The 13,683-nt window shown below is 70.8% G+C and carries 7 protein-coding genes; 2 read left to right on the top strand and 5 right to left on the bottom strand.

Features of this window, described 5'->3' with window-relative positions:
- Positions 1 to 36: 36 nt before the first annotated feature.
- On the top strand, positions 37 to 3,645 hold the full coding sequence (cobN, locus tag AB0I68_RS26220; RefSeq protein ID WP_363179815.1) for a cobaltochelatase subunit CobN: 3,609 nt from the start codon (positions 37 to 39) through the stop codon (positions 3,643 to 3,645).
- A 91-nt stretch (positions 3,646 to 3,736) separates the two neighbouring features.
- Here cobN and AB0I68_RS26215 read toward each other — a convergent pair whose 3' ends face one another.
- Both AB0I68_RS26215 and AB0I68_RS26210 read right to left on the bottom strand, forming a co-directional pair.
- Positions 3,737 to 4,963: a cytochrome P450 gene (locus AB0I68_RS26215; RefSeq protein ID WP_363179814.1), complete on the bottom strand. Its 1,227-nt coding sequence runs from the start codon at positions 4,961 to 4,963 to the stop codon at positions 3,737 to 3,739.
- The gene (locus AB0I68_RS26210) at positions 4,956 to 6,017 is read right to left on the bottom strand and encodes a cytochrome P450 (RefSeq protein WP_363179813.1); all 1,062 of its coding nucleotides are present in this window, start codon (positions 6,015 to 6,017) and stop codon (positions 4,956 to 4,958) included. The genes AB0I68_RS26215 and AB0I68_RS26210 overlap by 8 nt, the downstream gene beginning before the upstream one ends.
- A gap of 821 nt (positions 6,018 to 6,838) precedes the next feature.
- On the opposite strand from AB0I68_RS26210, the gene AB0I68_RS26205 reads away from it, so the two are divergent.
- Positions 6,839 to 9,058 (top strand): germacradienol/geosmin synthase, encoded by a 2,220-nt coding sequence (locus AB0I68_RS26205; RefSeq protein WP_363179812.1) that lies wholly within the window; start codon positions 6,839 to 6,841, stop codon positions 9,056 to 9,058.
- An 80-nt stretch (positions 9,059 to 9,138) separates the two neighbouring features.
- Here AB0I68_RS26205 and AB0I68_RS26200 read toward each other — a convergent pair whose 3' ends face one another.
- From AB0I68_RS26200 to AB0I68_RS26190, 3 genes are all read right to left on the bottom strand, one after another.
- The gene (locus tag AB0I68_RS26200) at positions 9,139 to 10,407 is read right to left on the bottom strand and encodes a YncE family protein (protein ID WP_363179875.1); all 1,269 of its coding nucleotides are present in this window, start codon (positions 10,405 to 10,407) and stop codon (positions 9,139 to 9,141) included.
- Positions 10,408 to 10,570: 163 nt separating this feature from the next.
- On the bottom strand, positions 10,571 to 11,734 hold the full coding sequence (locus AB0I68_RS26195) for an XdhC/CoxI family protein (protein WP_363179811.1): 1,164 nt from the start codon (positions 11,732 to 11,734) through the stop codon (positions 10,571 to 10,573).
- A 73-nt stretch (positions 11,735 to 11,807) separates the two neighbouring features.
- The gene (locus AB0I68_RS26190; RefSeq protein ID WP_363179810.1) at positions 11,808 to 13,271 is read right to left on the bottom strand and encodes an NCS2 family permease; all 1,464 of its coding nucleotides are present in this window, start codon (positions 13,269 to 13,271) and stop codon (positions 11,808 to 11,810) included.
- Positions 13,272 to 13,683 lie beyond the last annotated feature (412 nt).

Genomic DNA, 13,683 nt, shown 5'->3' with positions numbered 1-13,683 from the left:
CGGGGCGCGGAAACCCCGAGGAAGGCCTGCCGCCGCATGATCCTGCTGCTGTCGACGTCCGACACCGATCTGCTCAGCGCCCGCGCCGCGGACGGCCCCGTGCCGTACCGGTTCGCGAACCCCTCCCGCCTTCCCCTCGACGACCTCCCCGGGCTGCTCGACGGCATCGACCTGGTCGTCGTACGCCTCCTCGGCGGCCTGCGCGCCTGGCAGGACGGCCTCGACCTGCTCCTGGCCCCCGAGCAGACCCGCCCCGTGGTCGTCCTCACCGGCGAACAGGCTCCGGACGCCCAGCTGATGGAGGCCTCCACGGTCCCGATCGGCATCGCGGCCGAGGCGCACGGCTACCTCGCCCACGGCGGCCCCGGCAACCTGGACCAGCTGGCCCGGTTCCTCTCCGACACCGTGCTGCTCACCGGCCACGGCTTCGAGCCGCCCGCCGCCGCGCCCACCTGGGGCCCGCTGGAGCGCACGCCGGTACGCCCGTACGGTCCGCGCATCGCCGTGCTGTACTACCGCGCCCACCAGATGAGCGGCAACACCGCCTTCGTGCACGCCCTGTGCGACGCGATCGTGGAGACCGGCGGCACGCCCGTACCCCTGTACGTGTCCTCCCTGCGCGCCCCGGAGCCGGAGCTGATCGCCGCGCTCGAGTCGGCGGACGCGATCGTCACCACCGTCCTCGCCGCCGGCGGCACCAAGCCCGCCACCGCCTCCGCCGGCGGCGACGACGAGTCCTGGGACGCGGGCGCGCTGGCCGCGCTCGGCGTCCCGATCCTCCAGGCCCTCTGCCTGACCGGCTCGCGCAGCGCCTGGGAGGAGAGCGACGAGGGCCTGTCCCCGCTCGACGCCGCGACGCAGGTCGCCGTGCCCGAGTTCGACGGCCGTCTGATCACCGTCCCCTTCTCCTTCAAGGAGCTCGACGAGGACGGCCTGCCCGCGTACGTGGCCGACCCCGAGCGCGCCGCCCGCGTCGCCGGCATCGCCGTCCGCCACGCCCGGCTGCGGCACATCGAGCGCCGCGACAAGAAGATCGCGCTGGTCCTCTCCGCGTACCCCACCAAGCACTCCCGCATCGGCAACGCGGTCGGCCTCGACACCCCGGCCAGCGCCGTGGAGCTGCTGCGCACCCTCATCGCGGGCGGCTACGACTTCGGCCCCGTCGAGGACATCCCCGGCCTGGTCTCCGGCGACGGCGACGAGCTGATCCGCGCCCTGATCGAGGCCGGCGGCCACGACCAGGACTGGCTGACCGAGGAGCAGCTGGCCCGCAACCCGGTCCGGATCCCGGCCGCCGACTACAAGCGGTGGTTCGCCGAGCTCCCGGCCGAGCTGCGCGAAAGCGTCGAGGAGCACTGGGGCGAGGCCCCGGGCAACATGTTCGTGGACCGCTCGGCCAACCCGCAGGGCGACATCGTCCTCGCGGCCCTGCGCCGCGGCAATCTCCTCGTCCTCATCCAGCCGCCGCGCGGCTTCGGCGAGAACCCGATCGCGATCTACCACGACCCGGACCTGCCGCCCTCGCACCACTACCTGGCCGCGTACCGCTGGATCCAGGCGCGCGCGCAGGACGGCGGCTTCGGCGCCGACGCGATGATCCACCTGGGCAAGCACGGCAACCTGGAGTGGCTGCCGGGCAAGAACGCCGGCCTGTCCGCGGCCTGCGCGCCCGATGCCGCGCTGGGCGACCTGCCCCTCATCTACCCGTTCCTGGTCAACGACCCGGGCGAGGGCACCCAGGCCAAGCGCCGCGTGCACGCCACCCTGGTCGACCACCTGGTGCCGCCGATGGCGCGCGCGGAGTCGTACGGGGACATCGCGCGCCTGGAGCAGCACCTGGACGAGTACGCGCAGATCTCGGCGATGGACCCGGCCAAGCTGCCGGCCATCCGCGCCCAGATCTGGACGCTGATCCAGGCCGCGAAGCTCGACCACGACCTGGGTCTGGAGGAGCGCCCGGACGACGACGGCTTCGACGACTTCCTGCTGCACGTCGACGGCTGGCTGTGCGAGGTCAAGGACGCCCAGATCCGCGACGGCCTGCACGTCCTGGGCGGTGCGCCGACCGGTGCGGCCCGGGTCAACCTGGTCCTGGCGATCCTGCGCGCCCGTCAGATCTGGGGCGGTACCACGGCCCTGCCCGGTCTGCGCGAGGCGCTCGGCCTGGACGAGTCCGCGGCCACCCGTACCACCGCCGACGAGGCGGAGGAGGCGGCCCGCGCGCTGGTGCAGGCGATGGAGGACGCGAACTGGGCCCCGGAGGCGGTGGCTTCGGTCGCGGCTGAACACTCGGCGGACGTGGCGGCCGTACTGGACTTCGCGGCGCGGGAGGTCGTCCCGCGCCTGGCCGGCACCACCGACGAGATCGCGCACGTGGTCAGCGCCCTGGACGGCTCCTTCGTCCCGGCGGGTCCGTCCGGCTCGCCGCTGCGCGGCCTGGTCAACGTGCTGCCGACCGGCCGGAACTTCTACTCGGTGGACCCGAAGGCCGTCCCCTCCCGCCTCGCGTGGGAGACCGGCCAGGCCCTGGCCGAGTCCCTGCTGAACCGCTACCGCACGGACAACGGCGAGTGGCCCGCCTCCGTCGGCCTGTCCCTGTGGGGCACCAGCGCGATGCGCACCTCGGGCGACGACGTCGCCGAGGCGCTGTCCCTGCTCGGCATCCGCCCGGTCTGGGACGAGGCCTCGCGCCGTGTCACCGGCCTGGAGCCGATCCCGCTCGACGAGCTGGGCCGCCCGCGCATCGACGTGACGCTGCGCATCTCGGGCTTCTTCCGGGACGCGTTCCCGCACGTCATCGGCCTGCTGGACGACGCCGTCCGGCTGGCGGCCTCGCTCGACGAGCCGGCGGACCAGAACTTCATCCGGGCCCACGCCCAGGCGGACCTGGCCGAGCACGGTGACGAGCGCCGCGCGACGACCCGTATCTTCGGTTCGCGCCCGGGCACGTACGGCGCCGGCATCCTCCAGCTGATCGACTCCCGCGACTGGCGTACGGACGCCGACCTCGCGGAGGTCTACACGGTGTGGGGCGGGTACGCGTACGGCCGCGGCCTGGAGGGCCGGGCGGCGCGCGCGGAGATGGAGACCGCCTACAAGCGGATCACGGTGGCCGCGAAGAACACGGACACCCGCGAGCACGACATCGCCGACTCGGACGACTACTTCCAGTACCACGGCGGCATGGTGGCCACGGTGCGCGCGCTGCGCGGCACGGCCCCGGAGGCGTACATCGGCGACTCCACCCGCCCGGAGACGGTCAAGACCCGCACCCTGGTCGAGGAGACGTCCCGTGTCTTCCGCGCCCGCGTGGTCAACCCCAAGTGGATCGAGGCGATGCGCCGCCACGGCTACAAGGGCGCCTTCGAGCTGGCGGCGACGGTGGACTACCTCTTCGGCTACGACGCCACCACGGGCGTGGTCGCGGACTGGATGTACGACAAGCTGACCGAGACGTACGTCCTGGACCCGGAGAACCGCGCGTTCCTGGAGGAGGCCAACCCCTGGGCCCTGCACGGCATCGCGGAGCGCCTGCTGGAGGCCGAGTCCCGCGGCATGTGGGAGAAGCCGGACCCGCAGATCCTGGAGTCCCTGCGCCAGGTGTACCTGGACACGGAGGGCAATCTGGAGGGCGAGGCGGAGTAGTCCGCGGGCACGTCATCCGCAGCGAAGAAGCCGCCCTCCTCGCCGTCCCCTGCCGGGGCGCGGAGGGCGGCTTCTCGGCTGTCGGCCCCCCTCAGCCCAGCCGTACGGGCAGGCTGAGCAGGCCCCGGTGGCGGGGGTTGGACTGCCACCGCGCCTCGTGCTCCTCGTGGAGGCGCAGGCGGGGGAAGCGTTCGATGATCCTGGTGAGGGCGATCTCGCCCTGGAGGCGGGCGAGCGGCGCCCCGAGGCAGTGGTGGATGCCGTGTCCGAAGGCCAGGTGCCGGCCCGCGTCGGGCCGACCGATGTCGAACCGGTCGGGGTCGGTGAAGACGGCCGGGTCGCGGTCGGCGCCGAGCAGCGAGATCTGTACGAAGTCACCCTTTTGGATGGTCACTCCGCCCACGGTGATGCGTTCGGTGGCGTAGCGCAGGGACGCGAGGCCGGACGGGGACTCGTAGCGCAGGACCTCCTCGACCGCGCCCTGCACCCGTACCGGGTCGGCGCGCAGCGCGGCCAGCTGGTCGGGGTGGGTGAGCAGGGCGTGGATGCCGTTCGCGACGAGGTTGACCGTGGTCTGGTGGCCGGCGACGACGAGGAGGAAGGACATGGAGGTGATCTCGTCCTCGGTGAGGGCGTCGCCGTCCTCGTCGCGGGCGGTGAGCAGGGCGGACAGCAGCCCGTCGTCGTCCGGGTTCTCGCGTTTGAGGGCGATGAGGGCGCGGAGGTAGGCCACCATGCTCTCCGCTGTGAAGACGGAGACCTCGCCGTCGCCCTGGCCGCCGCCGAGGCTGTTGCCCCGGACCTGGAGGATCTCGTGGTCCGCGTCGGAGGCGCCGAACAGCTCGAAGGCGACGGCGACCGGCAGCGGGAGGGCGAACTCGCAGATCAGCTCCGCCTCGGCCTTGCCTTCGAGGGCGTCGAGCAGTTGCGTGACGAGCTGCTCGATCATGGGGCGCAGGCCCGCGGTGCGGCGGGCGGTGAACGCCTTCTGTACGAGCCGGCGCAGCCGGGTGTGGTCGGGCGGGTCGGCGTTGAGCATGTGCGAGAACATCGCCGCGCCCGGCCCCTCGGTGAGCCCGATGCGCCGGCCGAACCGCTGGGCGGCCCGGTTCTTCGACAGCCGGGGGTCGGCCAGCAGGGCCTTGGCCTCCGCGTGTCCGGTGACGACCCAGCCCTCGACCGCCCCGGGGCCGGGGTAGCGGGCGTACCGGATGCCTCCGTCGCGCCGCCAGTTCCCGTAGATCTCGTGCGCGTGGTCATGCCAGTCGGCGTCCAGGACTTCCACGATCTCGGGGTGTTGGGCCTTGCGGTCACGCATGCTGCACCCGGTTCTTGTGGCCGATGTGGACGGTCTTCACCCCGAGGAGGCCGACGAGCGGCACATCGGCGGTGCGCTGGCCGGGGGCGACGACGAGTCCGGTCCGGCGGATGTGGTCGAGCAGGAGTTCCGCCAGCGGCATCACCATGTGGCGCCCCCAGCAGCGCTCGCTCGCGTGGCCGAACGGCATGTACCCGGGGGTGGCGTCCGGGTCGAGGGTGTCCCAGCGGGCGGGCCGGAACTCCAGCGGGGCGTCCCACAGGGCGGGGTCGCGGTGGGTGAGCAGCGGCAGTACGAGTACGTCGTCGCCAGGCCCGATGCGGGAGTCGAGGGCGGGGTACTCGGGGCTGCGGTTGCGCAGCAGGTTCCAGGAGGGCGGCAGCAGCCGCATCGCCTCGTAAAGGATGTTGCGGTTCGAGTCGCCGTCGTCGAAGGGGGCGCCGAGCCACAGGGCGTTGGCGACGAGGGTGGAGACGGTGAAGCAGACCGGGGCGGCCGCGCGCCGGTACATGCCCATGGCGTACCGGCGGTCGTGGTAGCCCTCGGCCTCGGCGAACAGGCCGGCGATGTGCGTCAGGTGCGGGCCTGGCCGGGGCCGGCGCGGGAGCGCGGCTCCGGCGACGATGGTGGACCAGGTCAGCTTCGGGTCGATCTCCAGCGTCCGGGACATCAGGATCCGCAGCCGGCGGGGATCGTCGCGCAGGATCAGATCGCGCAGGAACTTGTGACCGGTGAGGGGCCACGGTCCCGACAGGTCCGTATCCGCTGGTATCGGGCCTTCCAGGGCTTTGCGCACGTCTTTTCCGATGGTGCGCATCACCGAAGAGGCCTCGGTCTTGGAAATGGACCGTCCGTGCAGGGGCTTGAATGTCGGCCGCTCGGTCTCGGTGGCCTTTCGCGCGGCGAGAATCCTGTCGGAGAGTTCCGCTCCCGCAATTCCGATGGTGTCGGGCTCCAGCCGGACGAGGTCCTTGCCGAGGTGGTCGTCGATGAGCGCCTGGAGTCGCGGGGCGAATACGGTGGCACGGCGCGTACGCGAATCCGTGTGGGGCATGGCTGGCATATGAGGGCTCCGGGGAATGCGGAAGGCCCGTACACGGCAGAACCGGAGAGTCGGGGCCGGCTCTGCCGGGTACGGGCCCGGTGCTGGATTTTCCGGCTTAGTACCAGAAGTACCAGGCGCTCTGCTTCAGGCTCGGCTCGCTCTTCTTGACGAACGAGAGATCCCGGCAGATCGGGGCGCTGCGCAGGACGGCAAGAATCTTGTTCATGTAATTCCCCCTCTTTTCGCGTGCTTGCGCACATCAATGGGTCGACCGGTCACGGCGGTTGATATGCACGGGAGGTGCATCCGCCGTATTGCCCGACCGGTGCACCGAGTAGACACGCAGGTGACGGAAAGAGTCAATGGTTTCGCTTTCACTCTGGCCACATCCGGCCACCACTGGCCGGATACATACGCCGTCCGTTTTCGGCGCAATACCTTCGGAAGGACCCCCTCCACACCCTTCGAATAAATTCGAACGCCGTGTGACGGCGGCTATACCGGGCGCCCTTGGAATTGACCCGTCACCCGTACCGCGCCCGGCAGCGGCCCACCCCCGGCGGAGTTCCGCGAACGCGGAACGGTCATATGGCGTTCGATCGCCGACCCGTCCACGCCCTGCGACCGCGCGCACCAGACCCCGCCCGCGCGGCCCCGTACGGCTCCTCTAGCCGTCACCGGGCCTCGCCGCCACGGAACGACACCGCCGTCACCTGAAGCAGTGAACTCCCCCATATCCCCACGGCCACAGGGGTAAGGCCCTGCTGATCTCGTGCGGGGGGCCGCAGCCAAAGGCCTCCGCACCCTCGGACGGAAAGGCCCATCCCGCCGTGACACAGCCGTTTCAACTGCCGGATTTCTATGTGCCGTATCCGGCGCGACTGAACCCCCATCTGGAGGCCGCGAGAACGCACACCAGAAGGTGGGCCCGCGACTTCGGGATGCTGGAGGGGTCCGGCGTCTGGGAGCAGAAGGACCTCGACTCGCACGACTACGCGCTGCTGTGCTCGTACACCCACCCCGACTGCGACGGCGACGCGCTGAACCTCGTCACCGACTGGTACGTGTGGGTGTTCTTCTTCGACGACCACTTCCTGGAGGTCTACAAGCGCACCCAGGACCGCGAGGGCGCGAAGAAGTACCTCGACGGGCTGGCCGCCTTCATGCCGATGGACCTCGCCGACGGGTTCCCCGAGCCGGCCAACCCGGTCGAGGCGGGCCTCAGAAACCTGTGGTCGCGGACCGTGCCCGCGATGTCGATGGACTGGCGGGAACGATTCTCCGAGTCGACGAGGAACCTCCTCAACGAGTCGATGTGGGAGCTCCACAACATCAACATCGGCCGGGTGGCCAATCCGCTCGAGTACATCGAGATGCGCCGCAAGGTCGGCGGCGCGCCCTGGTCCGCCGGGCTGATCGAGTACGTGTCCGCCGAGGTGCCGGCAAGGGTCGCGCACGCGCGCCCGCTCGAGGTGCTCCGCGACGCCTTCTCCGACGCGGTGCACATCCGCAACGACATCTTCTCCTACCAGCGCGAGGTGGAGCAGGAGGGCGAACTCTCCAACGCCGTCCTGGTCCTGGAGACCTTCCTGAAGTGCACCACCCAGGAGGCCGCCGACCTGTCGAACGACCTGCTGACCTCTCGGCTCCAGCAGTTCGAGTACACCGCCCTCGCCGAGGTCCCCGCGCTCGCCGCCCAGCACGGCCTCGACCCCGTCGAGCTGGCGTCCGTCCTCGCGTACGCGAAGGGCCTGCAGGACTGGCAGTCCGGCGGCCACGAATGGCACATGGTCTCCAGCCGCTACATGAACGAGGAGGCCAAGGGGACGGCGGCCCCGCTCACCCTGCCCTTCATGCCCAGCGGACCGGGCACCGCCGCCCTCGACCTGCGCTCGCTGTTCACCCCCCGCTCCATGGACCTGCGCCGGCGCAGCTTCACGCACGTGCCGTTCCAGAAGGTGGGCCCTTCGCTGCTGCCCGAGTTCCGCATGCCGTTCACGCTCACCCTCAGTCCGCACCTGGACCGGGCGCGCCGGGAACTGGTGGTCTGGTGCCGGAAGATGGGCCTGCTGCATCCGCGGCCCGGCGACCCCGGATCCGACATCTGGGACGAGGCCAAGCTGGTCGGCATGGACTTCGCCCTGTGTTCGGCGGGCATCGACCCCGACGCCACGCCCGAGGCGCTGAGCCTGAACGCGCAGTGGCTGGCCTGGGGCACCTACGCGGACGACTACTACCCCAAGGTCTTCGCCGGGTCGAAGTCCCCCGGCGCGGCCCGGGCGGCGACCGACCGGCTGATCTCCATGATCCCGGTCGACCCGGCGGAGGCCCCGGAGCCCGTCACCGCGATGGAGCGGAGCCTGAAGGAGCTGTGGGCCCGGACCGTCGCCGGGATGAGCGCCCCGATGCGCACGGAGTTCCGCGGGCACGTGACCGGGATGCTGGACAGCTGGGTCTGGGAGATCGGCAACGCCGCCGTGAACCGGATTCCCGACCCGGTCGACTACGCCGAGATGCGCCGCTTCACGTTCGGCACGTACCTGACGATGTTCCTGGCCAAGTTCGGCCACGAGGACGACGGCGTCCCGCCCGAGGTCTACCGGGACGGTGTGCTGCGCTCGCTCGAGACCGCGGCGGCGGACGTCGGATGCATCATCAACGACCTTCACTCGTACCAGAAGGAGATCGAGGTCGAGGGCGAGGTCCACAACCATGTCCTCGTCACCCAGAACTTCTTCGACATCGGCTACCCGCAGGCGTTCGCGATCGTCGCCGACCTGATGGTGCAGCGCACCCGGGAGTTCGAGCACATCCGGGACAACCAGCTGCCGGTGCTGTACGAGGACCACGGCCTGGACCGGCAGGCGCGCGCCTCGCTCGACGCGTACGTGCGGGAACTGGAGGACTGGATGGCCGCCGTCCTCAACTGGCACCAGAGCGTGCGCCGTTACCGCGACGAGGACCTGTACCCGAAGCCGGCCGGGCGGGCCCCCGGGCCCTGGAGCCCCTCCTTCGGCATGTCGGCGGCCCGCATCTCGCTACCCGCCTGACCCCCTCTTCCGCCCGGCGGCGGGACGGTCCGCCCGCCCCGCCGCCCCGGAAACCCGCAGCGCCTCGGCAGGGTCTGCGCCTACTGCGGCTGCGGGCCCGTCCAGCCGGTCGGGACGTGGCCGAGGCGGACGCGCTGGGGGTGGTCGCCGACGGGGACGGAGACCCGCTTGGCCCCGGTGGCGAAGTCGATGGCGGTGACCCGGTCGGCGCCGCTCTCGGAGATCACGCAGGCCGTGCCGTCCCCGTCGACGGTGGCCCAGTACGGCTTGTCGGCCTGCACCAGCGGCCCTTCGGTGAGGGTGACACGGTCCACGACGGTGGCGTAGTCGTCCATGGTGCCCGCGATGCAGAGCTTGGCCCCGTCCGGGCTCATGGACAGGCCGTGGTGGCGGGAGTCGTTGACCCAGGTCGTGCGGTCCGGGTTGGTCGCGGGGTTGCGGGGGAGCTCCTTGATCCGGGTGATCCGGTCGGCGGCCACGTCGTACTCGACGATCCCGTTGAAGAAGGACACCTGGAAGTAGAGCTTGGACTCGTCGGGGCTGAACGACATCGGCCGGACGGCGTCGGACAGGTCCCGGCGGCCGAAGGCGTCCAGCCGCTCGCGCATGTCGATCACGCGGACGGTGCGGAAGGTCTGCGCGTCGACGACGGTGATCTTCCGGTCGCCCTTCGTCCAGTCCAGCCACGGCGCATCGAGGGCGGAGGTCACGTCTCCGATGGAGCTGTTCCACAGGTAGCGGCCGTCACGGGTGAAGGTGTTCTCGTGCGGCTTGTCGCCGGTGGAGAAGGAGCCGACCTGCCGCCCGGTGGCGATGTCCAGGACGTGCACGGTGTTGGCGGTGGAGGCGGATACGGCGACCCGGGTGCCGTCCGGCGAGACCGCCATGTGGTCGGAGCGGTAGCCGGCGACGGGGAAGCGCCAGTTGACCCGGCCCGTCCGCACGTCGATCGAGACGACGTCCGCGAAGCTGGGGCGGGAGGCGACCACGGCGGAGCCGTCCGGGGTGGTGTACATGTCGTCCACGAACTGGTCGTGGCCCTCGCCCGCGGTGTTGCGGATGCCGAGGAAGAAGCCGAGCTTGACGGGATTGAGGTAGATCTCCCGGAGCCGCTCCTCCTTGTCGGGGATCATGTTGATCCGGCCGATCTTGGCGAGGTCGCCGGTGGAGGCGAGCACATCGGCGGTCCCCTCCCAGTTGTTGCCGACGAACAGCACCTCTCGCACGCCGGGGCCGGAGGCGGCCGGGGCGGAGGCCGGGCCCGAGACCGGGCCGGCGGCCGGGGCTGAGGCCGATGCCGGGGCCGCCGCGAGCGAGGCCACGGCCAGCACACAGCCGGCGAGGAGCATGCGTACGGGCGGACGGGCGCTGCGGGTGGTGCGTGCGGTCCGGGACATCCGCTCAACTCCGTTGCGGGAAGGCGCTGTTACCGGCCGGTAAAATAGGCGGAACGGCAAAAGGGCGCAACCCTCGGGTCACGCCCTTTTCTTCACGCGCTCTTCTTCACGTTCTTCAAGCGACGGAGCCGATCCTGCCGATCACCGTGTTCGAGGTGTCCGGGTGGATCGGTATGTGCGCTCCGGTGAGGGCCGCGCCGGAGCCGCCGCGGCGGTTCGCGACGATCTCGGCGGCGATGGACAGCGCGGTCTCCTCCGGGGAGCGGGCGCCGAGGTCCAGGCCGATCGGGGAGCGCAGCCGGGCCAGCTCGAGCTCGGTCACGCCGACCTCGCGGAGCCGCTTGTTGCGGTCCTCGTGGGTGCGGCGGGAGCCCATGGCGCCGACGTACGCGACGGGGAGCCTGAGGGCCAGCTCGAGGAGCGGAACGTCGAACTTGGCATCGTGGGTGAGCACGCACAGGACGGTCCGGCCGTCCACCGAGCCCGCCGAGGACTGGGCCTCGAGGTAGCGGTGCGGCCATTCGACGACGATCTCGTCCGCCTCGGGGAAACGGTTCTTCGTCGCGAATACGGGCCGCGCGTCGCACAGGGTCACGTGGTAGCCGAGGAATTTGCCGATCCGCACCAGGGCGGACGCGAAGTCGATCGCACCGAAGACGATCATCCGCGGCGGCGGGACGCTGGACTCGACGAGCACCTTGAGCGGCTCGCCGCAGAGCCGGCCGTCGGCGCCGATCTCCAGCACGCCGGTCCGGCCCGCGTCCAGCATGGCGCGGGCCTCCTCGGCGACGGTGCGGTCCAGCTCGGGGTGCCCCCCGAAACCGCCCTCGTGGCCGCCCTCGCCCCGGACGAGTACGGCGCGGCCCCTCAGCCCGGCCGGCCCCTCCGCGATCCGGGCGACCGCCGCGGCCTCCCCGCGGGCGGCCGCGGCCAGCGCGGCCGCGAACACCTCCCGCGCCGGGGATCCCACGGGGACCGGGGTGACGAGGATGTCGATGATCCCGCCGCAGGTCAGGCCCACGGCGAAGGCATCGTCGTCGCTGTAGCCGAAGCGCTCGAGGACGGTCTGGCCGTCCTCCAGCGCCTGCCGGCACAGCTCGTACACCGCGCCCTCCACACATCCGCCGGAAACCGATCCGATGGCCGTGCCCTCGCTGTCGACGGCGAGCGCGGCTCCGGGCTGCCGGGGCGCGCTCCCGCCGACCGCCACCACGGTGGCCACGGCGAAGTCACGTCCCTGCTCGACCCACCGGTTCAGTTCGTCGGCGATGTCCAGCATTGCGGCCTCCTCGGAGGGGTTCGGTTCCAGTATCGGATGCGTGGAGGGTCGGGGCCGGATCAGTGGCCCGGCCTTACTTCACGCCGAGCCACGCCTCGATCGGGTGGAGGGCGAAGAAGACCAGGAAGACACCGGTCAGGACCCACATGAAGGCACCGATCTCGCGGGCCTTGCCCTGCGCGATCTTGATGGCCACGTAGGAGATGACACCGGCGGCGACACCCGGGGTGATCGAGTACGTGAAGGGCATGACCACCACGGTCAGGAAGACCGGGATGGCGGTCGCGGTGTCGGCCCAGTCCACGTGTCGGGCGTTCTGCATCATCATCGCGCCGATGACGACCAGGGCCGCGGAGGCGACCTCACCCGGGACGATCTGCGTGATCGGGGTGAAGAAGAGGCAGGCGGCGAAGAACAGGCCCGTGACGACGGAGGCGAGGCCCGTGCGGGCGCCCTCGCCGACGCCGGTCGCGGACTCGACGAACACGGTCTGGCCGGAGCCGCCGGTGAGGCCGCCGATGGCGCCGCCGGCACCGTCGATGAACAGCGCCTTGGACAGACCCGGCATGCGGCCCTTGTCGTCGGCGAGCTTGGCCTCGGTGCCGACGCCGATGATGGTGGCCATCGCGTCGAAGAAGCCGGCCAGGACCAGGGTGAAGACGATCATGCCGACCGTCATGACGCCGACGTCGCCCCAGCCGCCGAACTCGACCTTGCCGAAGAGCGAGAAGTCGGGCATCGAGACCGCGGAGCCGTCCAGGGTCGGCGGACCGTTGCGCCAGGCCTTGGGGTCGATGTCCGCGACGGCGTTGAGGATCGCGGCGAGCACGGTGCCGCCGACGATGCCGATCAGGATCGCGCCGGGCACCTTGCGGGCCTGCAGCATGAAGATGGTGAGCAGGGTGACGCAGAAGATCAGGACGGGCCAGCCGGCGAGCTCGCCGACCGAACCGAGCTGGACCGGGGGACCGAACTCGGAGCCCTTGCCGACGAAGCCCGCCTTCACGAGGCCGATCAGGGCGACGAACATGCCGATGCCCATGGTGATCGCGTGCTTCAGCGCGAGCGGGATCGCGTTCATGATCATCTCGCGGAGGCCGGTGACGACCAGGAGACAGATCACGACGCCGTACATCACGCACATGCCCATGGCCTGCGGCCAGGTCATCTGCGGGGCGACCTGCGACGAGAGCACGCCGGAGACGGAAAGGCCTGCGGCCAGCGCCAGCGGGACCTTGCCGACGAAGCCCATGAGCAGCGTGGTCAGGGCCGCGGCGAACGCGGTGGCGGTGATGAGAGCCTTCTGGCTCATGGTGTCTCCGGCGACGTCCTTGCCGGAGAGGATCAGCGGGTTGAGCAGGAGGATGTACGCCATGGCCATGAAGGTCGTGACTCCGCCACGAATTTCATTGCCGACGCTGGATCCTCTGTGGGTGATGTGAAAGTACCGGTCGAGCCAAGAACGCCCGGCGGGGGTACGAGAGCCGTCGCCGGCCTCTTCCGCGGTGGTCTTGGGCTCCACAGACGACTGGGTCATGGTGCCTAACTCCCAAGGTTCAAAGGGGCACCCGCATAAAGATTGGAGACGCGGGATTTGGGAAACGCCGTTTGGCTGCACGACCCGGGGTGACGGCCCGAGGCGACGCGAAGGTGCACTGCGTGTACTGCGGGTACTGCGGGGGTTCTGCGGTACTGACGGCGGCTCCGGGGTGCCGGGGCCACTGGGTGTTTCTGTTGGGGTATTGCCGGTGGAACGGACCGCGAGCGGTGCGGTTTTTCGTAATCCGGACTTCTTGCTCCGGGCGGTGCGATGGGAAGTGTGACGTTCCAGGTGTCACACCGCCCGGAGAGTCTGTGGGGGTCCGGGTTACGAAAAACCGCACCGCTCGCGGTCCGTTCCACCGGCAATACCCCAACAGAAACACCCAGTGGCCCCGGCACCCCGGAGC

Origin of the sequence: Streptomyces sp. NPDC050448, assembly GCF_040655295.1 — a bacterium.
Taxonomy (GTDB): Bacteria; Actinomycetota; Actinomycetes; order Streptomycetales; family Streptomycetaceae; genus Streptomyces.
Note: the sequence above shows the minus strand (reverse complement) of the source record. Positions and strands in the feature narration are given on the sequence as shown.